We start from the raw sequence: 20,768 nt of genomic DNA on the forward strand, positions 1-20,768 counted from the left end.
CCCTGCCGCGCGGACCACCCCCGTCCCTTCCGTCGGGATGACCGACACCAGATCGGCGACACGGGGGCATCCAGGCAGCGCGACACGCAGTCCGTCCCGACGTGCCAGAGTGTCAGACATGGATGAGTCCGGGCCCGGCACGACGGTGTTCGCCGAGGAGTCGCTGCTCGGCCTTCTTCTGCCGTTCTGGCGGGTGGTGATCGGTGCGGTCGTGCTGGTCGTCCTGGTGCTCTCGGTGGGACGACTCGCCCGCCGGGGCAGGTCCCGGATGACCACCGCTCTGCTGGTCACCGCCGCGGCCATCGCCGGGTTCGCAGTGATCGGCGTCCTGCTTGAGGGCTGAGGCTCAGAGCCGGGGCGGTGTGGCCTGGGTGGCAGTCGAGGTCGGCGCAGGTATGCGGCGTGGCGGTTGAGGTGGGTGGGATCGTCACCAGGTCGCCGATGTGGGGGTGTCGCTCTGCCTGGATGCCCCCAACGTCGCCGATCTGGTGTCGATCATGGCCCCCGGGCCGGGCCGGGCCGGGCCGGCCGAGCCGAGCACCTCCGTAGCTGAGGCTCAGAGCCGCCGGTTGGCCAGGCTGGGCAATTCGGCCCGGATGGTGGAGAGTCGGTCGAGGTCCAGGTCGACGATGGACACACCCGGGCCGTCCGGCAACTGGGTGAGGACCGTCCCCCACGGGTCGACCACCATGCTGCGTCCGAAGCAGGTACGGCCCGGATCGTGGTCACCGGTCTGGCCAGCTGCCGCCACGAAGCACTGGTTCTCGATCGCCCGGGCCCGGAGCAGGACCTCCCAGTGGTCCCGGCCGGTGTGCATCATGAATGCCGCTGGCACCACCAGCAGTTGTGCGCCACCATCGGTGGCGAGCAGTCGGTACAGCTCCGGGAAGCGCAGGTCGTAGCAGATCGACAGGCCGACCCGCAGACCCTCGATGTCCACCACCACCGGTTGCACCCCGGGGGCGACACTCGCCGACTCCCGGTAGGAGACCCGGCCGGGGATCTCCACGTCGTACAGATGGATCTTGCGGTAGCTCGCGGCCAGACTGCCGGAGCGGTCGAAGACCAGCGACGTGTTCCAGGTGTGCTCCGGGTCCGGGCCGGCCTCGTGGAAGGAGCCGGCCACCAGCCAGATCCCGAGCCGTCGGGCGATCCCGGCGAAGAAACTGCCGACGTCCCCATCCACCGGCTCCGGCTCCGGCAAGCCGGCGGCGGGGCCGAGGTAGTCGACGTACTCCGGCAAAACCGCCAGGTCCGCGCCGCCGGCGGCGGCGCGTTCCAGCAGGACCTCCGCGGCGGCCAGATTGGCCTTGCGGTCGTCTCGGGCGTTCAGCTGGCAGACGGCGACGCGCATGAGGACAGGGTACGACCGCAGCGGCAGCTCGGACAGCGTCAGACGCTGGCCTGAATCACAGGCTGGCCAGCACCAGGGCCCCGGCGGCGAAGCCGAGCCCGGCGACCTGAACCGCGCGCAGCCGCTCCCGGTCGACCGCCAACGCCAGCAGTACGGTGCTGCCCGGGTAGAGCGCGGCGACTGCCGCGACGATGCTGAGGTGGCCGCGGGCGGCAGCGGCCAGGAAGAGCGCGTTGGCGGCGCTGTCGAGCAGGCCGGCGACCGCCGCCCAGCCGATCACCCGTCGCCCCAGGCGCAACCGCACACCGGTGCCGACGGCCAGCGCGAGGCCGAACGCGATCGAGCTGGCCCGCACCGCCGCCACGGGCCACATTCCGGCGCTCTCGTCGGCCTGGCCGAGGAGGGTGTAGAAGACGCCGAACAGTGCCCCGGCGGCGAGGGCGAGCCCGACCAGTTGTGCCGGGACGACCCGGCGGCCGCCGCCCTCCCCCAGGCTGACCAGGGCGATCGCCAGCACGGCGAGGCCGGCGCCGGTGAGCGCCAGGGCACCCGGGAAGGAGGCGGTGAACAGGCCGGCGATGATCGGCACCACTGCGGCGGTGATCGCGGTGACCGGCGCCACCACGGCCATCATCCCGGTGGCGAGGGCGCGGTAGAGCAGCATGACACCGCCCGCGCCGGCCACCCCGGCGAGCAGTCCCCAGCCGATGTCACCGGCGTTCGGGGTGCCGGGCACAACCAGCACCAGGACGACCAGCAGCGGGACGCTCAGCAGCTGGGAGATCACGGTTACGGCGATCGGGTCGGCGTGCCGGGACGCCTTGCCGCCGGAGAAGTCGGCGGTGCCGAACGCGACGGCGGCCAGTGCAGCCAGGACAATGGGTAGCATGAATCAGTCGTACCATAATAGTGACCGTGAAGGATAGTTTGATGACCGAGTTCGGGGCCGATCGGGCCAGCGCGGTAACCGCCGCGGTGGCCCAGCAGGTACGTGACCTACGGGCCGCCCGAGGCTGGTCCTTCGAGGAGTTGGCCGGCCGGTCCGGGGTGAGCAAGGGGTCGCTCGTGCAGATCGAGGGCGCGCGCACCAACCCGAGCGTCGGCACGCTGTGCCGGGTCGCCGACGCGTTCGGCGTCAACATCGCCCAACTGCTGGAGCCGGCCGAGGCGCGAGCCGTGAAGATCACCTCAGCCGCCGAGGCGCCCGTGCTCTGGCAGGGCGAGCACGGCGGTACGGCCCAACTGCTGAGTGGATTGGCCGAGCCGGACCTCGTCGAGCTCTGGGACTGGCGGCTCGCGCCCGGAGAGGTGCACCGGTCCCTCGACCATCCGCGCGGCACCCGCGAGGTGCTGCACATCCTCGCCGGCACGGTGATTGTCCGGGTCGACGGGCAGGACCACCCCGTCCACGCCGGCGAGACCATCGAGATCCACGCCGACCGAGAGCACGGCTACCGCAACGACAGCGACGAGCCGGCCCGACTGATGATGGTGGTCGTCACCCCGTCGGGCGAATGGGACCGCCGAACGCGATCACGCCGGCCGCGTCAGGAGTGAGCGGCCGGCGTGACGTGGGGAGGATCAGGCCGACTTCTCCTCGCGGTCCCGCCGGGCCCGACGCCCGGTGAACTCGCGCGGAACGATCGTCGGATTGACGTTTTCCAGGACCACCTCACGGGTGATCAACACCCGGGCGGCGTCGGGGTTGCTCGGCACCTCGAACATCGCGGAGAGCAGGACCTCCTCGATGATGGCCCGCAGGCCACGCGCACCCGTGCCCCGCAGCATCGCCTGGTCGGCAATCGCCTCCAGCGCCGGCTCGTCGAACTCGAGCTCGACCCCGTCCAGCTCGAACAGACGCTGATATTGACGGACCAGGGCGTTGCGCGGCTCGGTGAGGATCCGCACCAGGGCGCTGCGGTCCAGGCTGCGCACGTTGGTGATCACCGGCAGCCGGCCCACGAACTCGGGGATCAGCCCGAACTTGAGCATGTCTTCCGGCATGACCTGACTGAAGATGTCATCGGTCGACCGCTCGGAAACCGACCGGAGTCGGGCACCGAAGCCAGTGCCGCCCTGCCCGGTGCGGGACTCGATGATCTGATCGAGACCGGCGAAGGCGCCACCACAGATGAACAGCACGTTGGTGGTGTCGATCTGGATGAACTCCTGGTGCGGGTGCTTGCGACCGCCCTGCGGGGGCACGTTGGCGACCGTGCCCTCGAGCATCTTGAGCAGAGCCTGCTGCACGCCCTCACCGGAGACGTCCCGCGTGATCGACGGATTCTCCGACTTACGGGCGATCTTGTCGACCTCGTCGATGTAGATGATGCCGGTCTCGGCGCGCTTGATGTCGTAGTCGGCGGCCTGGATCAGCTTGAGGAGGATGTTTTCCACGTCCTCGCCGACGTAGCCCGCCTCGGTCAGTGCCGTGGCGTCGGCGATGGCGAACGGGACGTTCAACATCCGGGCGAGGGTCTGCGCCAGGTGGGTCTTGCCGCACCCCGTCGGACCGAGCAGCAGGATGTTGGACTTGGCCAGCTCGACGGCATCACTGCCGGAGCCGGGCGCGTTGGCCGCCTCGGCCTGGATCCGCTTGTAGTGGTTGTAGACCGCGACCGCGAGCGCCTTCTTGGCCTGGTCCTGACCCACCACGTAGTTGTCGAGGAACTGGCAGATCTCCATCGGCTTGGGAAGCTCTTCCCACTTCACCTCGCCGGACTCGGCCAACTCCTCCTCGATGATCTCGTTACAGAGATCGATGCACTCGTCGCAGATATAGACCCCTGGGCCCGCGATGAGCTTCTTGACCTGCTTCTGCGACTTGCCGCAGAAGGAGCATTTCAGTAGGTCGCCGCCGTCACCGATCCGTGCCACCTACGTTCTCCCTGCACTCATCGGCCGGAGACCCGGCCCTGACCTGCGGACGCTGCGCGCCGCCCGGCTTGGTTCACCCCGCCGGCCCAACCGGCGAAGCGGTACGGACCCGACGTTACCCGCTGGCGGGGCATTCTCCGACCCCCAAAACGGGTGTGTCAGAGGTCGGCCGGGAACGATGCCCCGGCCAACCTCTGACCCGGTACTGCTCAGCTGGCGGAGTGGGTCGCCAGCAAACCCTTCTTGCGGCTGGTCAGGATCGTGTCGACCAGCCCGTACTCCTTGGACTCCTCGGCCGTCATGATCTTGTCACGGTCGATGTCCTTGCGAACCTGCTCGATCGGGCGGTTGCAGTGGCGGGACAGCATGTCCTCCAGCTGCGTACGCATCCGCAGGATCTCCCGGGCCTGGATCTCGATGTCCGAGCCCTGCCCGTAGCCGCCCTCGGTGGCCGGCTGGTGGATGATGATCCGCGAGTTCGGAAGAGCCATCCGCTTACCCGCGGTGCCCGCCGACAGCAGCACCGCCGCCGCGCTGGCGGCCTGCCCGAGGCAGACGGTCTGGATGTCCGGACGGACGTACTGCATGGTGTCGTAGATCGCCGTCATCGCGGTGAACGAGCCACCCGGCGAGTTGATGTACATGATGATGTCGCGGTCCGGATCGGTGCCCTCGAGCGTCAGCAGCTGGGCCATCACGTCGTTGGCCGACGCGTCGTCCACCTGGACGCCGAGGAAGATGATCCGGTCCTCGAAGAGCTTGTTGTACGGGTTCGACTCCTTGACCCCGTACGACGTGCGCTCGACGAACGACGGCAGCACGTAACGGTTGTGCACGGCCGCGAACTGGGGCGGCAGGCTCAGATCGGTCATCGTCAGCTCCTCAGCTCAGGGTCCCGGCGCCATCCGGAACCTGAGCGGCCCCGATGATCACCTTGTCGATGAAGCCGTAGTCCATGGCCTCCTGGGCGGTGAACCAACGGTCCCGGTCCGAGTCCGCCTCGATCTGCGACTGGTCTTGGCCGGTGTGGTGCGCGACCCGCTCCTGGAACATCCGCTTCGTGTAGAGCATCTGCTCCGCCTGGATGGCGATGTCGGACGCCGTGCCGCCCAGACCACCGGACGGCTGGTGCATCATGATCCGGGCGTGGGGCAGGGCGTACCGCTTGCCCTTGGTGCCCGCGCAAAGCAGCAGCTGGCCCATCGAGGCCGCCATGCCCATCGCCACGGTCGACACGTCGTTGTCGATGAACTGCATGGTGTCGTAGATCGCCATGCCGGAGTAGACCGAGCCACCCGGCGAGTTGATCCACAGGTTGATGTCGCGGTCCGGGTCCTCCGCGGCGAGCAGCAGCAGCTGCGCGCAGATGCGGTTGGCGACCTGGTCGGTCACCTCACTGCCCAGGAAGATGATGCGTTCCTTGAGCAACCGGTTGTAGACCGAGTCGTCGAGGTTGCCAATGGAGTCGCCACCGCGCGCGTCAATCGCCCGGAGCGACTTCTTGGGGATGTGCATGTCGGTCATGGCAGCCCTTCGCTCTCCGTACCGTCTTTCCCGACACTAACCGCTGTGCGGGGCGGCAGAGTCCCGGTCGGGGCACTGTTCGCTCTCAGCGCAGCTGTGTCGGGGGCACCCGCGGCGCGGGCTTCCGGGCGTACCCCGGAAAGGATTCGGCCGCCGCCCACCGCACAGCGGCGGACGGCGGCCGCACCCGACGATCAGTGGTCGTGGTTGTGCTCCGCCTCGTTGGCGGCGCGCAGCGCGTCGAGGGTGACCTCGTTGCCGGCCGAGTCCTTGATCGTGATGCGCTCCATGACGGCTGCGAGCGCCTTGCCCCGCCGCACGTCGCCGAAGACCGCAGCGGCTGCGCCGGAGCGCACCAGCTGGTCGTAGTACTGCTGAGGGGCCATCCCGGCGCGCTGCGCCCGGTGCACGATCTCGTGCCCGAACTCGTCGTCGGAGACCTGCACGTCCTCCGCGTCGGCCAGAGTGTCCAGCAGGAGCTGAACCTTGACACCCTCGGTCGCCGCCTCGGTCAGCTCGGCGTCGATCTGCTCCTCGGTCTTCTCCTCGGCCGCGAGGTATTCCTCCATCGAAGCGCCGATGCGCTCCAACTGGTCGACCATCGCCTGCTTACGGCTGGCGACCTCCTCGCGGACAACACCCTCCGGCGCCGGGATCTCGGCGGCCTCGACGAGCTGGGAGAGCGCCTTGTCGCGGGCGGCGTAGATCTGCTCGACCTGCTTGCCCTGGGTGACCCGCGCCCGCAGGTCGCCGCGCAGCTCTTCGATCGTGTCGAACTCACTCGCCATCTGGGCGAACTCGTCGTTCAGCTCCGGCAGCTCCTTCTCCTTGACCGTGCGCACGGTCACCGCCACCTCGGCGTCCCGACCGGCGAAGTCGCCGCCGACCAGCTGGGTGGTGAAGGTGGTGTCCTCGCCGGCGGCGAGACCGACCACGGCCTCGTCGAGGCCCGGCAGCAGCTGCTTGCTGCCCACCTCGTGGGAGATGTTGCTCGCCTGGCCGCCCGGCACGTCCTCGCCGTCGACGGTGGCGTTCAGGTCGATCTGGACGTAGTCACCCTCGGCGGCGGCCCGCTCGACGGTCTTCAGAGTCGCGAAACGCTCCCGCAGGTTCTTCACCTGCTCGTCGATCTCGCTCTCGTCGATCTGCAGCTCGTCGACGGTCACCTCGATGGTGGACGCGTCCGGGATGGTGATCTCCGGACGAACGTCGACCTCAGCGGTGAAGTTCAGCGAGTCACCGTCGTTGAACTCGGTGATCTCGACCTCGGGACGCCCCAGCGTCTTCAGGTCGTGCTCGCGCACCGCGGCGAGGATGTTCTCCGGGATAGCCTCCTGGACCGCCTCGTTGAGGACGGTGCCGCGGCCCACCCGCTGGTCGATCACCGCGGTCGGCACCTTGCCCCGGCGGAAGCCCGGAACCTGGACCTGCGAACCGATCTCCCGGTACGCCTTCTTGAGGCTCGGCTCGAGCTCGACGAACGGCACCTCGATGGCGAGCCGCACGCGCGTCGGGCTCAGAGTCTCGACGGTGCTCTTCACAGGCGTACTCCTTGACGGATCTCAGTTGAGTCTGGGCGTGATTCAGCCCATCGAGTGTAGGTGAGCCGGCCTGACGCACCGGCAGCGCCCGGGGACCGCACTGGGCGGCACCCGGGGCGGATCGGCCGCGGACGACAGTCGGGGTGGCGGGATTTGAACCCACGGCCCCTCGCTCCCAAAGCGAGTGCGCTACCAAGCTGCGCCACACCCCGTGGCGACGAGCAGTCTATGCCGTCGGCGCGACTCAGGCGGGGCCGGGGCACCCCCCACCCGGACATATACCCCTGAAAGCATTCTTACCGCCCACCTGGGCTCGCCGCCGCCGTACCGCCCGCCGCCCGCGCCTCAGCCGGGGCCCGCCCCCGGCCCGGCTCGGCCACCGGCCCGGCGCGGCCACCCCCAAGATCCCCGCAACATCGGGGAAAGTGCTGCTTCCCGGCGGGTCGAGGCCGCAACATCCCCGATGCTGTGCGGATCCTGGGGCCGCGACGGTGGTGCGGCTGCGCGGTCGGCATCGCGATTGGGTACGCTGTTAGCGCGTCCCGCAGCGGCGGGGTGCACGCGGGCGTAGCTCAATGGTAGAGCTTCAGTCTTCCAAACTGACTACGCGAGTTCGATTCTCGTCGCCCGCTCCAACGGCTCCGGCCCAGGTCAGAGGCCACGTCCCCAGATCCCGGGCCGGTCGACCACTTCCCCCGCTCTGATCTTGGCGGCCCTCCATGGGTCACAGCTCACGCCTGCGGTTGCCCGGCTGGACGATCATCACGGCTGTGGCAGACGACGAGTTCAGTAGCCGTGGTGGCGTGGCCTACGTCGACCCGGGAGTGAAGGCGTGGGGTCAGGGCTTCGCGAGCCACAAGAACGCGACGTGGCCATTCGCCCGGCTCCGCGTCGACGCAGAGCGCATCCTGATCACCTCGCCGTTCGGGACGGTCACGGTGACGCGAACCAACCTGGTCGCCATCACGCACTTTCGCGGGATGCCTGTGCTGGCCGACGGCGGGCGATTCGCGACGAACGATCACGAGGACGCGGTGATCTTCTGGGCGTTGCGCGGGAAGAAGGTCCGCAACGAGCTGCTGCGACGGGGCTGGAAGGTCCGGTAGGCGCATTCGGCCCGTCCGTGCAGGAAGCTGCCGGCGTGGGCTCGGCGCCACCGCCGAGCAGCTTCGCGGTCGCCTACGGCGAGCACCTCGAACGTGTCACGAGGCGCGCGGCAGCGCGAGCCAGTCCTGCCAGGTGATGTCGCGGCCCAGAAAACGGGGCTGCTGGAAGGGCCAGTCAGCGGCGATCCACTGCGGCACCAGCGCGTCGAGCGCGCGCTCCACGTCGCCGCCGACCAGGTCGTCCACCACCCACCAGGAGACCTCACCGTCGGAGCCGGTGCGCTCGGGTGGGTCGATGTAGACGCAGCCGAGAAGCGCGGTCTCCTCCTCGTCCAGCAGCGCGTAGTTGAACGACTCGTGTGCGGCGATCTCCTTCTCGTGCCGCAGCAGGTCGGCGCGGTCCTCCTCATAGGTCATCGTCTCCGGGGGCCATCTCCAGGCCGGGCCGAAGATCTCCCACAGGCGCTCCCGGGAACCCATCACGGCGGGGTAGTCGAGCGCGGTGTCCGCCTCCCGGATCGGCCGCAGGTGAAGCGCGGTGTGCGGCACGGGCACGTGGACAGGGTGGACGAAGTCGTCAGGCAGCCAGTTCATAAGCGCCGAGGCTACCGCCGGGGGGAACACGGGAAGATCCAGGCGGCGTGGGAGCCCGGGCGAACGACCACCCGGCTCCGACAGGACCGCTCGACGGTACGGTCCGTTACCCGCACGGAAACCCAGGTGGACCGCGCGACCGCGGCACCTGGGCCCACCCCGGCGAGGCCGGGTCACCGTGTCACTTCAGGTGGAACCGCTCGTCGACCGCGAGGGCCGCCAACTGCGGTACGGAGAACGGCAACTGCTTCAACGCCGGCCGGCTCTCGTCGAGCCTCGCGCCCTGCGCCACGAAGACCACCACGCCATCCGGGTGCCGGTACGCCGACCACTGGTCGAGCCGCTCGTCGCTGCCCGGTCGGACCACCACGCCGACCTGCGCCGCTCCGACCGTCTCGACCTGGCACTCGCCCTGCATGCCCCAGAAATTCTGGGCCAGCGCGCACGGCTCGGTCGGGAGCGGGTTGCCGGCGTCGTGCACCTCGACGATCACGCGCCCGGTGCCGGTCCCCTGGGCCACGGCGACCGAGGACATGTAACTCCACAGGTCGACCCCGTTCACCTTGGCCTCGAACTGCGCCTGGTGGGTCCGCAGCGTCCTCTGCTCGGCGGGTTGGTTCGCGGAGTCGTCCGGCTTGGTGTAGCCGTCGGGCACGACGGAGACGACCTCGTTGAGCAGGTGAACTCCCTGATCGTGCTTGGTCCCGGCCCGCGCGGTCCGGTCCTCCTGCGGGCGGCCGTCCGGCCCGGTCGGCCACGCCTCCTTGGTGTCCCCGGACTGATCCGACGGCGCCGGTAGACCACCCGCCGGTTGGTAGACCCGGCCACCCGGGTCGCCGACCGCCGCGAAGCCGGTGACCGCCAACACCACCGCCACCGATCCGAGCGACGCCCACACCGCCCGGCGGCGGAAATGCGCGCGCCGCGCCGCGCCGAGCGCGGCTCCCGTACTCAATGGTGGTGGCGGGGTGCTGCTCGCCATCTCGCTGCGCAACGCGTCGCGCAACTCTTCTCCGTTCATCGCTTCCCCATCTCGATCCCGCTGTCGGTGGGGGCCAGGAGGCCGCGCAGAGTGTCGAGCCCGCGTGCCGCCTGGCTCTTCACCGTCCCTGGAGAGCACTCCAGCAGCGCCGCGACGTCCTCGATCGAAAGGTCCTCCCAGTAGCGGAGAACCAGTACGGCCCGCTGGCGCGGTGCGACGGAGGCCAGGGCCTGGAGCAGCACCAACCGGCTCTCCGGCGAGTCTGGTCCGGCCATCTGCTCGGCGTTGCCGACCCCCACCCGCTCGCGCCGCCACCAGCCGCGGCGCCGCTCGTCGAGGAATGTCCGGATGAGGATCTGGCGCACGTAGCTGTCGAGCACCTCATGCCGCGAGATCCGATTCCAGACCCGGTAGAGCTTGACGAACGCGGTCTGGACCAGGTCCTCGGCCCGGTGCCAGTCGCCGCACAGCAGGTACGCCGTGCCGCGCATGGCATCGGACCGTGCGGCGAAGTACTCGGCGAACGCCTCGTCGCGATCGCTCATTCAGGCCTCCGATCCCCGTTTCGAGATAGTCACGCGGGGTCTGGCCCAGCGGGTTGCTCCGGAACTCGAGCTTTCCTGAGATCAACGAGGAACGGTGGCCGGAGGCTGCGACCTTGACAGAAATCGATCTATGCACTGGTGTGAGAGCAAGACATCGATGTCCGTCAGGAGGGCACATGATCGTCCGACGACGGTGGACAGCTGCCGCCACAACAGCGATCCTGTTCAGCGCAGTACTGTCCCACCCTGGTCCGGGGAGCGCGGCACCCGCCGATCCGGCCACACCAATCACCCTGAGCACCACCGAAACCGCCCTGGTCCGCGTACAGCTCCGCGATCAGGCACAGCTCGACCGGCTGGTCGCCGCCGGCACGGACCTGGCCAACCGGCCCCGAACCCGGGACGGGCGGATCCTCGCCGACCTGGTGCTGACCGGCGCGCAGCTCGCCGAGCTGACCTCGCAGGGCGCAACCGCAGTCCAGGTCGTGCAGCGTGCCGAGGACGGCAGCCGGCACTACGCCGACAGCGTCCGCGCGGCTCAGGCCCGCACCGCCGCCGGGCTGCGCGCTCCGGCGTCCGGCCAACGGAGCACCGCCGCCGCGGCCGTGGACACCCTCCAGGTGCAGCAGGCGTACTGGTGGACCACGGGTGGGCAGACGTTCCTGCAGGCCCAGGTCGCCACCACCGCCACCGACGACCCGGATGTGGAGATCACGGTCAGCTGGCGGACGTCCGACGGCGCCACCGGATCGTTCCCGCTGTTCCGGTTCGAGGATTCCGGCGAATACCAGTACCACTACGCGCTCCCCCAGCCGGTGCCGAACCGGCCGGTTCAGTTGACCGCCACCTCCAGCCTCGGCGGGGTCAGCCGGGTGGTCACGCCGACGCTCTGGCCGAACGCCACCCCGCCGCCGCTGCCGGCCGGCTACCAGAAGGACTTCATCGACGCGTACCTGACGCCGACTGACATCCAGGCGCGGATCAAGCGGCTGGCCCGCCAGTACCGGGATCTGGTCGACGTGATCGACCTGCCGAACAAGACCCAGGGATACCGACGCAACGCTGCCGCCTATCTGGGCGACCCGACGGTGGCCGCCGTGGTGGTCGAGTCGGTCCGCTTCGGCGACCAGGGCATGAACGGCGTCCAGGTGCGGACGGTCGACCCGGGCCGGCGAAACCGCCCACTGACCGTCGGCTACCGCGACCGTGTCCTCACGGTCTCGCTGGCCACCGACACCGCGGGCAAGACGGTGAGCACCACCGACGAGGTCGCGGCGGCGATCAACGCCCGCCAACCGAACCGGTTCCGGGCCACCGTCGAGGACGGTTCGGCCGGGCTGCCCATGCCGGTCGCCGGCCCCGCCCGGCTCGACGACGGCCTCCAGGGCACCGAGGTGCCGGCACAGCCGTGGACGGTGCAGGCCCTGCGCCTCGGCGTGCACCGGGACGGCTCCCGGGTCGGAGTGCTCGCGTACTCCCAGGAACATGCCCGGGAGTGGGCCACGCCGTTGGTGACGCTGGAGTTCGCCGAGCGGATGCTCGCCAACGCCCGGACCGACCCGGCCACCCGTGAACTGCTGGAGCAGGTCGACATCTTCGTCATCCCGATGGTCAACCCGGATGGCGCGAACTACTCGTTCAACGATTTCAACTTCCAGCGCAAGAACCTGGTCAACCACTGCACCGGGCCGGCTCGCGACCCGAAGAACCGCACGTCGTGGGGCGTCGACATCAACCGCAACTACACCGTCGGGTCCTACTTCGACGGGTACGTGGGCGGCAGCGCCAACTGCCTGTCCGGAACCTACTCGGGCACCGCCGAGCTGTCCGAGGCGGAGAGCAGCAACGTCATCGCGCTCGCCCAGGCCCACCAGAACATCAAGTTCGCGATGAACGTGCACTCCTACGGCGGGTATTTCATGTGGCCGCCGGGGGCGTACCGGGCCGACGGGCGGATCACCCTGCCCCGGCCGTCGATCGACGAGTCCACGCTGTTCCTCAACAGCGCCCGGCGGATCGTCGGCGCCATCGCCCAGGAGCGCGGCACCGTCACCTGGCCGTCGCAGACCGGGCCGGTCGCCGACGTGCTCTACTCCGCCGCCGGCAACTCGGCCGACCAGCTCTACTACGAGCTGGGCATCTTCGCCTGGGACTTCGAGGTCGGAAACGACAGGTGGAATGCGGCCACCAACGAGTGGGAGGGCGTCGGCTTCCAGCCGCCGTTCGACGAGGCGCACGGCGAGTCCCAGGAGTACGCCGGCGGGCTGGTGGAAATGGTCCGGGTGGCCCGCGACTACGCGGCCGCCGAATCCGCCGGCTGACCCTCAGCGGTGCCGCGTCCACTCGTTGGGGCGCGGCACCGCTGGCCGGTTTCACCCGTTTCCGTCAGGTGCCTGGCGGGTAGGGCCCGTCCATGGATACGAACACCACGGCCCACCTGGTAGGCGGCCCCCGAGACGGCAGCACCCACGAAACCGGCAACGAGGCACTCGTCGAGGTGGAGATCGACGGCCTGATGCACCGCTACATCAAGACCACCAAGCAGCACGACGATGGTCGACCGCTCTACAACTACGACGGCGCGGTCGCCCCGGACGGCGGCGAGCCCGGCGTCGAGGACCCGGCCGCCCGGGTCGCGTCGCCCCGAGCCGACGCGGAGGGGCACGGCGGCACCCACTGACCGCCGCGCCATCGGGATCACCCAAGCCCTCGAAGGAGGTACCGGTCGCTGCTTACCCGGCCAGCCACGGATGAACTGCGGTCGGCCGGGTAAGCAGCGGCCTTGCCTGGTGGGGAGACGACCGGGTGCACGGGTGGGCGGTCATGGACCGGCCCGCCCGTGCACGCACCGGGATCAGTTCGAGGAGATCCAGTTCCAGGCCGAGACGACCCACTCGGTCTGCTGGAGCCACGCCACACCCAGGCCGGCGAGGAACACCGCCGTCGCCAGGTGGGCGCCTCGGGCGCTGCGACGGACCCGTCCGAGCTGCCGCTCCAGCACCACCCGGCCGACCAGCCGGGACAGGGCGAACAGGCCGACCGCCACCAACAGGCTGAGCACCAGCACCAGCAGCGGGCCGCTCAGATCACCCTGGCCGGAGAGCGCCCAGATCCCCCAGCAGACGAACGCGAAGAGCCCGGCGGCCGCACTCCACTCACCACCACGACGCAGCTGCGCCATCCGCCAGCTCAGCGACCGACGCGGAACCGGCTCGCCGGGCCAGCCGGTGCCGGTCGGCTCCTGCTCGACCACCGGGAACGGTTCGGTCCGCGGGGTGCGCGGCTGACCCACCGGCGCCACGCCCCGGCGAAACCCGTCACGCTGCGGCGGCACCCCGACGCCGGCCTGCGGTGGCACCTCCACGGTCCGCTCCGCCCACGGCTGCGTCTGGTCTGCCATCTCGTCCTCCCCCTGACCGACGACATCACCGCCGCCTGGAATCGAGGGTAGCCAGCCGGCAAACAGGTCACCGAACCCGCCCGAGACGCGGGCCGGCACGACAGCGCCGAATCGCCCGGCGGGGTACGGTCGGCTGATGGGTGACCAGGACCGACGACGGCGACGGCTGCGCCACCACCCCGAAGCCGAGGCGGCCGGTCGGGGTGACGACGGCCCCAGGAGCAGCACCACGGCCGTGCCCGACAGTGACAACCCGCCGCCGCCGCGCCGCAGGAGCCCGGGCGGCGACGACCGTGACGGCGAGCGAGGGCTGCGCGGGCTGGTCGGTTCCGGCTCGTCCCAGGTGGGGCTGAGCGCCGCGCTGCGGGCCCGGGACGCCGCCCGACCCACCGACGACGACCTGACCGAGGCGGAGGCCCGGGTGGTGGTCGTCCGACGTAACTGGGTGCCCCGCGAGGAGCTGCCCCGCTCGCCGCGCTGACCGCCGGCCGGATCAGGGCAGGTCGGGCAGCTGCCGGGTCCGCTCGTACTCGGCCACCTGTGCGATCCGACGGGCATGGCGCTCGTTGCCGGAGAACGGCGTGTTCAAGAACGCCTCGACGATGCCGGTGGCCTCGTCCAACGTGTGCTGGCGGGCACCGACCGCGACCACGTTCGCGTCGTTGTGCTGGCGGGCCAGCTGAGCGGTCTCCACGCTCCAGGCCAGCGCGGCGCGGACCCCGGCGACCTTGTTCGCGGCGATCTGCTCACCGTTGCCGGACCCGCCGATGACCACCCCGAGGCCCGTCTCGTCGGCCACCACCTGGTCGCCGGTATGCAGACAGAACGTCGGGTAGTCGTCGTCCGGGTCGTAGCCGTGCGGACCGACGTCGACCACGTCGTACCCCTGCTTGGCCAGGTGGTTGGCCAGGTGCACCTTCAACTCGAAACCGGCGTGATCGGATCCCAGGTAGACGCGCATACCGGGCAGTCTGTCAGGCCGCGCTCTCCGACGTCGCACGGGCGGCGTCGGAGAGCCGGGTTCGTCACACGGTCGGGCGTGCCGCCGCTCAGCGCGGCAGCTCGGCGAGGACCAGACCGCCGCGCGCCTTCGGGGTGAACCAGGTGCTCTTGCGAGGCATCTTCTCCCGAGCCAGGTTGACCGCGACGAAGTCGGCAACGGTCACCGGCGCGATCAGGACGGCCAACTCGGCCCGCCCGGCGTCGACCTCACCGGTGAGCCAGCTCGCCGGATAGTCACCGCCGACGTAGGTGATCCGCTTGTCGCCCGGATCCAGCCCGAGCGCGTCGCGCAGCAGCAGCCGCTCGACCAGGGCGTGGTCCAGGTTCTCCAGGTCACCTGCGGCCGTGGCGGGCAGGCGCACCGCGTACCCCTGGCCGTCGAGGCGAAGGTGCACGGTGCCGCCGGCCGCCGGAACCTCGACCGGGCCGTTGATCGGCTCGACCTCGGCGCCCGCGGCCCGCAGCCGGGCGAGCAGCTCGGCCGGTGTGGTGGTCAGCTCGCTGACCAGCCGGTTGTACGGCTGGATGGCGACCGACGCGGGGGTGGTGACCACGGCCAGGAAGCGCGGCAGCCCGCCGGTCTGGGCGGCCAGGCTGCGGTGGTTACCGTCGGCGACGACCAGCTCCCCGCCACCGGCGAGGGCGGTCAGCGTGGCCTGCTCCGGGCCAGGGCCGAGCAGCCAGATGGCATGCGTGCGCCCCGCCTGGTCGGTGTCCGTCGCGGCGGGCACGCCGGCCGCGTCGGTCGCCGCCGCGAGGGCGGCGTGCAGCTCGTCGCCACGCCCGGTCTGCAGCAGGAGCACCGGGGAGAGCAGGTGGCCCAGCGCGTCGGCCAGCGCCACCCGCTCGCGGACCTTGGCGATGAAGACGTCCTCGTTGCGGATGACCAGGCCCGGCTCGTCGGCCCGGGTGGAGATCTGGTCGGTGTCCACCATCGCGAACAGCCCGTACGCCGGCGTTTCGCCGGGCGCGCTGATCCGGTAGAGCACCACCACCTGCTCGGCGGGGGTGTAGCTGCCGTCGGCCTTGGCCTCGGCGAGGCGGGCCACCGCGTCCGGCAGTGCGTCGAGGAACGACTTGCCCAGGCTCTGCGGGGCGCGATGCGGCATCTCGATGCCGAGAGCACTGTGCGGGTTCGCCTCGATGATCGCGGTGATCTCCGCGTCATCGGCGAACTCGTCGTAGTTTTGCGCACCGGTGCCACCAGTGGTGACCCAGGCCCGGGAGATCGGATGCACGACCGTCATGCCCACTGACGCTACCGGCGACGGTGTCGGCACCGACGGGGACCCGCGCGGCGTCCACCAGATGAAAGTGCCGGGTCGGTCAGCTGGCGCGGTCGGACGCGCCCCGGCGGTGCCGGCCCGTCGTCGCCGGCCCGCCGTTGCCCCGTCGGCCGGTCACGGCCGGCCCGATGTTCATCGCACGGCGGGGCGACGCGGGCGGCGACGGCACCGGGCGCTCGGGAGGCGGCGACGGGACGGGACGCGGGCTCAGCGGCGGCGTCGGCACCGGACGCGGGGCGGTGGGCGCCGGCGGAGGCGGCGCCGGTTCGGCCGGCGCGACCGCCGACGGAAGGACCGGAGCCGACGGTACGACAGCAGTCACGGCCGGGACCGACGGCAGAGACCCGAGAACCGGCGCCACCGACGACGCGGAATCGGCGAACGGTGCCGGAGGACCGGCCGAAGCATCGTCGGCGGGCGGGGTCAGGCGGGACGTCACCGGAACCCGGGCCACGCCGACCACGATGGGCGGGGCGAGCAGGTCCGCCACATCGGCGGGCAGGTCGGGGCGGATCGTCGGCCAGCGGGAGTCGTCGACCGACCAGTAGGCCGCGCCGGGAGTCTCGATCACCCCCTGCCGGGTCAGCTGATCGTCACCGGACGCACGGTGCTTGGCCATCGGGAAAGCCTCCACGAGCTGCGGGGTGCGGCCCTGCGGGTCGCTGCGGCGGACATGCAGGCCAACGAGCCCAGCGGGCTCCCGGTGACGGGGCGGGCGCCGCCGTGCCGCGACACGCCGAGCGAGGCACCGTGCGGTACGCGGACGGAAGGGTCCCCCGTCGAATCACGACAGGGGACCCTTCCCGACGCCTCAGTCGAAGATCGGGCCCTGCTCACGGGTGCGCTTGAGCTCGTAGAAGCCCGGGGTGCCGGCGACCAGCAGTACGCCGTCCCAGAGTCGGCCGGCGGCCTCCCCCTTCGGCGCCGGGGTGATAACCGGGCCGAAGAAGGCGACCGGGGTGCCGTCCGGGCCGGGCGCGTGCACGACCGGGGTGCCGACGTCCTGCCCGACCGGGCGCATGCCGGCCTCGTGGCTGGCCCGCAGCGCCTCGTCGTAGTCGGTGCTGTCGGCGGCCGCAGCCAGCGCCGGGTCCAGGCCGGCATCGGCCAACGCGGCGACGTAGAGCTCCTGCCCCCGCTCCTCCTTGCCGAGGTGGATCCGGGTGCCGAGCGCGGTGTAGAGCGGGCGCAGGACGTCGCCGCCGTACCGCTGCTCGGCGGCGATGCAGATCCGCACCGGGCCCCAGGCGGTCTTCAGGAACGTCTTGTACTCCTCGGGCAACTCGTCCCGGCCATCGTTGAGCACGGCCAGGCTCATCACGTGGAAGCGAATGTCCACGTCCCGGACCTTCTCGACCTCAAGCAGCCAGCGGGACGTGATCCACGCCCACGGGCAGGCCGGATCGAACCACATGTCGGCGGTGACACGATCGCTCACGGTGAGGTCCCTTCGCGGCGGGGTGACGCCGGAAGCCCGACGTCTCAAGAGAATCTTCACCCCGGAGTGCATCGACCGGCACCCGAATGAGAGCGTGACCTCGGCCACCGCGGGCTGCCCGTACGTGGAAGACTCGGATCGGGCTGGCCGCCACGAGCGGTTGGCGGACGGGCGCCGCCGGGCGTACGGCGAATTGTGGGATGGAGACGAACAGTGCCGGGAGTGCGCAACCTGACGCAGGTCGAGGCGACCGAGCGGGCACGCCTGCTCAACGTGACGGGGTACGACATCAGTCTGGACCTGTCGAGCGCCGTGCTGGCGGCCGACGGCCGCACTTTCCGGTCGACGACCGAGGTCCGGTTCCGCTGCGCCGAGCCGGGCGCGAGCACGTTCATCGAGTTGGCCGCCGATTCGGTGCGCTCCGCGACTCTGAACGGCGTGGCCGTCGACCTCTCCGACTGGTCGGCCGAGAAGGGTCTCGTGCTGACCGGGTTGGCAAGCGACAACACCCTGGTGGTCGACGCCGACTTCGGGTACTCCAACAGCGGCCAGGGACTGCACCGCACGGTCGACCCCGTGGACGGCGAAACGTACCTCTACAGCCAGTTCGAGACGGCCGACGCGCAGCGGGTGTTCGCCTGCTTCGACCAGCCCGACCTGAAGAGCGTCTACACCTGGCACGCCACCGTGCCGGCGCACTGGCGCGCGGTGTCCAACATGCCCGTGCAGCGCGAGGAGCCCGCAGGTGAGGGGCTCAAGACGCTGCACTTCGCCGAGTCGCCCCGGATGAGCACCTACATCACAGCGATGTGCGCCGGGCCGTACCACGAGGTGCGCGACAGTCACGACGGCATCGACCTGGGAGTGTTCTGCCGGGCGTCGATGGCGCAGTACCTCGACTCCGACGATCTGTTCCTGATCACCAAGCAGGGCTTCGACTTCTTCCACGAGAAGTTCGGCGTGCGCTACCCGCTGCCGAAGTACGACCAGCTCTGGGTGCCCGACTTCAACGCCGGCGCGATGGAGAACTTCGGCTGCGTGACGCACGCCGAATCGCACTACCTGTTCCGTTCGCAGGTCACCAACTTCGAGTACGAGCAGCGGGCCAACACGATCCTGCACGAGCTGGCCCACATGTGGTTCGGCGACCTGGTCACCATGCGCTGGTGGAACGACCTGTGGCTGAACGAGTCGTTCGCCGAGTGGGCCAGCCACTGGTGCAACACCCACGCGACCCGGTTCAACGAGGCGTGGACGACCTTCCTGTCCATCCGGAAGAACTGGGGCTACCGGCAGGACCAGCTCTCCTCCACCCACCCGGTCTACACCGAGATGCCGGACATGGAGGCCGTCGAGGTCAACTTCGACGGCATCACCTACGCCAAGGGCGCGAGCGTGCTCAAGCAGCTCGTCGCGTACGTGGGCGAGGAGCCGTTCGTCGCCGGTCTGCGGGCCTACTTCGGCAAGCACGCCTGGGGCAACGCCACCTTCGACGACCTGCTCACCGAACTGGAGGCCGCATCCGGCCGGGAACTGCGCAAGTTCGCCGCGCAGTGGCTGGAGACCGCACAGGTCAACACGCTGCGGCCGGAGGTGACGATCGGCGCGGACGGGACGTACGAGCAGGTGGCGGTTCTGCAGGAGGCGCCGACCGCGTACCCGACGCTGCGGACGCACCGCATCGGCGTGGGCCTGTACGACCTGACCGACGGGCGGCTGGTGCGTCGCGAGCGCTACGAGGTGGACGTGGCCGGCGAGCGGACCGACCTCGCCGAGCTGCGTGGTGTCCGGGCCGCTGACGTGCTGCTGCTCAACGACGACGACCTGAGCTACACCAAGCTGCGCCTCGACGACCGGTCGATGGCCAACGTGGTGCAGCACATCGGTGGCTTCGAGTCGTCGCTGGCCCGGGCATTGTGCTGGACCGCCGCGTGGGACATGACCCGCGACGCGGAGCTGTCTGCCCGTGACTACGTGGCGCTCACGCTGAGCGGGCTGCCCGCCGAGACCGACATCAACCTGGTCACCGCCACCCTGCGGCAGGCGACCACCACGCTCACCGTGTACGCCGACCCGGCCTGGGCGCCGACCGGTTGGGCCGACCTGGCCCGTACCGCGCGTGACTCGCTCGCCAGCGCCGAGCCCGGCAGCGGGTTCCAGCTCGCCTGGGCTCGCGCGTTCACCTCGGCGGCCCGCTCCGACGAGGACCTGGCGACCCTGCGCGGCTGGCTGGACGGCACCGGCATGCCGGCCGGTCTGACCGTGGACACCGAACTGCGCTGGTCGGTCCTCGCCGCGCTGGTGGCCAACGGCGCGGCCGGTGCCGCCGAGATCGAGGCGGAGCTGGCCGGCGACCGCACCGCCAGCGGTGAGCGGGAGGCGGCGTACGCCCACGCGCTGGTGCCGACGGCCGAGAACAAGGCGGCCGTCTGGGCGCTGCTGACCGGCCCGGACTCGCTGCCCAACTGGCGCCACCGGGCACTCCTGCAGGGCCTCACCCACCCGGCGCAGGTGGAGCTGGTCGCCCCGTACCGCGAGCGGTACTTCGCGGCGGTCGGCCAGGTGTGGGCCACCCGGGACAGCGAGCCGGCACAGGAGTTCGCCCAGCTGGCCTACCCGACCTACCTGGTGGAAGACGACACGGTGGCGGCCACCGACGCGTGGCTGGCCGGCGACGGGCACCCCGCCCCGCTGCGGCGGCTGGTCGCCGAGGGCCGCGACGGCGTGGTACGCGCGCTCAAGGCCCGCGCGAAGGACGCCCAGCAGGGCTGACCAGAAAGTACGCGGCCCGGGGCTGGCGTGGGTGCAAACCCGCGCCAGCCCCGGCTGGCGTTGGTGCAAGTCCACGCCGGTCGCGGCTGACGTTGGTGCAAAGCCCACGCGGTCCAGGCCAAATCGCCGCAAGCCCACGCCGACCCGGGGCCGATGAGGTTGGCTCGATCGACTGGCCGCGCTCCAACAGCCCAGCCAACCCGCAGCCCTGCCCGCTGCAAGGGCCGCCCGGACGGGCTGCTCGTTTGATCCACTCCATGTCGCCGATGTGGGGGTATCCGTCCGCCGGGATGCCCCCACATCGCCGATATGGAGTGGATCATCGCCCGATGGTGCTCACCCGCGCA

Annotated in this window: 21 protein-coding genes and 2 tRNA genes; 8 read left to right on the forward strand and 15 right to left on the reverse strand. The window is 70.5% G+C overall.

From position 1 onward, the window contains the following. Window positions 1–118: 118 nt before the first annotated feature. Window positions 119–343 carry a hypothetical protein gene (locus JOD64_RS07930; RefSeq protein WP_204941643.1) on the forward strand — a complete coding sequence of 75 codons (225 nt, stop codon included), beginning with the start codon at window positions 119–121 and terminating at the stop codon, window positions 341–343. Window positions 344–556: 213 nt separating this feature from the next. Here the strand turns inward: JOD64_RS07930 and JOD64_RS07935 are convergent, their stop codons facing one another. Both JOD64_RS07935 and JOD64_RS07940 read right to left on the reverse strand, forming a co-directional pair. Next, window positions 557–1,354, reverse strand: coding sequence for a carbon-nitrogen hydrolase family protein (locus tag JOD64_RS07935; protein WP_204941644.1), 798 nt, complete (start codon window positions 1,352–1,354; stop codon window positions 557–559). Window positions 1,355–1,409: 55 nt separating this feature from the next. Continuing rightward, window positions 1,410–2,243, reverse strand: coding sequence for an EamA family transporter (locus JOD64_RS07940; RefSeq protein WP_204941645.1), 834 nt, complete (start codon window positions 2,241–2,243; stop codon window positions 1,410–1,412). A gap of 41 nt (window positions 2,244–2,284) precedes the next feature. Between JOD64_RS07940 and JOD64_RS07945 the strand changes: the two genes are divergently transcribed. After that, the gene (locus tag JOD64_RS07945; protein ID WP_204941646.1) at window positions 2,285–2,911 is read left to right on the forward strand and encodes a helix-turn-helix domain-containing protein; all 627 of its coding nucleotides are present in this window, start codon (window positions 2,285–2,287) and stop codon (window positions 2,909–2,911) included. A 24-nt stretch (window positions 2,912–2,935) separates the two neighbouring features. On the opposite strand, the gene clpX is transcribed toward JOD64_RS07945, so the two are convergent. The 5 genes from clpX to JOD64_RS07970 form a co-directional block, all read right to left on the reverse strand. Continuing rightward, on the reverse strand, window positions 2,936–4,231 hold the full coding sequence (gene clpX, locus JOD64_RS07950) for an ATP-dependent Clp protease ATP-binding subunit ClpX (RefSeq protein WP_204941647.1): 1,296 nt from the start codon (window positions 4,229–4,231) through the stop codon (window positions 2,936–2,938). 209 nt (window positions 4,232–4,440) lie between these two features. Next, complete coding sequence (locus JOD64_RS07955) at window positions 4,441–5,103, reverse strand: ATP-dependent Clp protease proteolytic subunit (RefSeq protein WP_007464109.1); 663 nt, start codon at window positions 5,101–5,103, stop codon at window positions 4,441–4,443. Between the two features lie 10 nt (window positions 5,104–5,113). Continuing rightward, on the reverse strand, window positions 5,114–5,755 hold the full coding sequence (locus JOD64_RS07960) for an ATP-dependent Clp protease proteolytic subunit (protein ID WP_088988027.1): 642 nt from the start codon (window positions 5,753–5,755) through the stop codon (window positions 5,114–5,116). A 194-nt stretch (window positions 5,756–5,949) separates the two neighbouring features. Beyond that, a complete protein-coding gene (tig, locus tag JOD64_RS07965; protein ID WP_204941648.1) occupies window positions 5,950–7,296 on the reverse strand; it encodes a trigger factor in 1,347 nt (448 codons plus the stop codon). A 138-nt stretch (window positions 7,297–7,434) separates the two neighbouring features. Further along, window positions 7,435–7,508, reverse strand: a tRNA-Pro gene (locus tag JOD64_RS07970). A gap of 349 nt (window positions 7,509–7,857) precedes the next feature. Here JOD64_RS07970 and JOD64_RS07975 point away from each other — a divergent pair. Both JOD64_RS07975 and JOD64_RS07980 read left to right on the forward strand, forming a co-directional pair. After that, window positions 7,858–7,931 (forward strand) — tRNA-Gly (locus JOD64_RS07975). A 135-nt stretch (window positions 7,932–8,066) separates the two neighbouring features. Beyond that, on the forward strand, window positions 8,067–8,402 hold the full coding sequence (locus JOD64_RS07980) for a hypothetical protein (RefSeq protein ID WP_204941649.1): 336 nt from the start codon (window positions 8,067–8,069) through the stop codon (window positions 8,400–8,402). A gap of 96 nt (window positions 8,403–8,498) precedes the next feature. Here JOD64_RS07980 and JOD64_RS07985 read toward each other — a convergent pair whose 3' ends face one another. The 3 genes from JOD64_RS07985 to JOD64_RS07995 all read right to left on the reverse strand — a co-directional run bounded on the left by JOD64_RS07985 (window position 8,499) and on the right by JOD64_RS07995 (window position 10,523). After that, window positions 8,499–8,996 (reverse strand): GNAT family N-acetyltransferase, encoded by a 498-nt coding sequence (locus JOD64_RS07985; protein ID WP_204941650.1) that lies wholly within the window; start codon window positions 8,994–8,996, stop codon window positions 8,499–8,501. Window positions 8,997–9,177: 181 nt separating this feature from the next. Beyond that, on the reverse strand, window positions 9,178–10,017 hold the full coding sequence (locus JOD64_RS07990; protein ID WP_204941651.1) for a hypothetical protein: 840 nt from the start codon (window positions 10,015–10,017) through the stop codon (window positions 9,178–9,180). After that, entirely contained in the window at window positions 10,014–10,523 is a 510-nt protein-coding gene (locus JOD64_RS07995) for a SigE family RNA polymerase sigma factor (RefSeq protein ID WP_204941652.1), read from the reverse strand. The genes JOD64_RS07990 and JOD64_RS07995 overlap by 4 nt, the downstream gene beginning before the upstream one ends. Window positions 10,524–10,699: 176 nt before the next feature. Here JOD64_RS07995 and JOD64_RS08000 point away from each other — a divergent pair, with 176 nt between their 5' ends. Both JOD64_RS08000 and JOD64_RS08005 read left to right on the forward strand, forming a co-directional pair. Further along, a complete protein-coding gene (locus JOD64_RS08000; RefSeq protein ID WP_204941653.1) occupies window positions 10,700–12,844 on the forward strand; it encodes a M14 family zinc carboxypeptidase in 2,145 nt (714 codons plus the stop codon). A 92-nt stretch (window positions 12,845–12,936) separates the two neighbouring features. Next, window positions 12,937–13,203 (forward strand): hypothetical protein, encoded by a 267-nt coding sequence (locus JOD64_RS08005; protein ID WP_091405397.1) that lies wholly within the window; start codon window positions 12,937–12,939, stop codon window positions 13,201–13,203. Window positions 13,204–13,377: 174 nt separating this feature from the next. Here the strand turns inward: JOD64_RS08005 and JOD64_RS08010 are convergent, their stop codons facing one another. Further along, a complete protein-coding gene (locus JOD64_RS08010) occupies window positions 13,378–13,923 on the reverse strand; it encodes a hypothetical protein (protein WP_204941654.1) in 546 nt (181 codons plus the stop codon). 136 nt (window positions 13,924–14,059) lie between these two features. Between JOD64_RS08010 and JOD64_RS08015 the strand changes: the two genes are divergently transcribed. Continuing rightward, window positions 14,060–14,404, forward strand: a complete 345-nt coding sequence (locus JOD64_RS08015; RefSeq protein ID WP_204941655.1) for a hypothetical protein — start codon at window positions 14,060–14,062, stop codon at window positions 14,402–14,404. 12 nt (window positions 14,405–14,416) lie between these two features. Here JOD64_RS08015 and JOD64_RS08020 read toward each other — a convergent pair whose 3' ends face one another. The 4 genes from JOD64_RS08020 to JOD64_RS08035 form a co-directional block, all read right to left on the reverse strand. Then, a complete protein-coding gene (locus JOD64_RS08020; RefSeq protein WP_204941656.1) occupies window positions 14,417–14,884 on the reverse strand; it encodes a ribose-5-phosphate isomerase in 468 nt (155 codons plus the stop codon). Window positions 14,885–14,972: 88 nt separating this feature from the next. Next, a complete protein-coding gene (locus JOD64_RS08025; RefSeq protein WP_204941657.1) occupies window positions 14,973–16,172 on the reverse strand; it encodes a DUF1015 family protein in 1,200 nt (399 codons plus the stop codon). 79 nt (window positions 16,173–16,251) lie between these two features. Then, window positions 16,252–16,830, reverse strand: coding sequence for a hypothetical protein (locus JOD64_RS08030; RefSeq protein ID WP_204941658.1), 579 nt, complete (start codon window positions 16,828–16,830; stop codon window positions 16,252–16,254). A gap of 192 nt (window positions 16,831–17,022) precedes the next feature. Continuing rightward, window positions 17,023–17,649, reverse strand: a complete 627-nt coding sequence (locus tag JOD64_RS08035; RefSeq protein ID WP_204941659.1) for a mycothiol-dependent nitroreductase Rv2466c family protein — start codon at window positions 17,647–17,649, stop codon at window positions 17,023–17,025. A gap of 222 nt (window positions 17,650–17,871) precedes the next feature. Between JOD64_RS08035 and pepN the strand changes: the two genes are divergently transcribed. Continuing rightward, complete coding sequence (gene pepN, locus JOD64_RS08040; RefSeq protein ID WP_204941660.1) at window positions 17,872–20,421, forward strand: aminopeptidase N; 2,550 nt, start codon at window positions 17,872–17,874, stop codon at window positions 20,419–20,421. Window positions 20,422–20,768: the final 347 nt, after the last annotated feature.

Origin of the sequence: Micromonospora luteifusca, assembly GCF_016907275.1 — a bacterium.
GTDB classification, from domain to species: Bacteria; Actinomycetota; Actinomycetes; order Mycobacteriales; family Micromonosporaceae; genus Micromonospora; species Micromonospora luteifusca.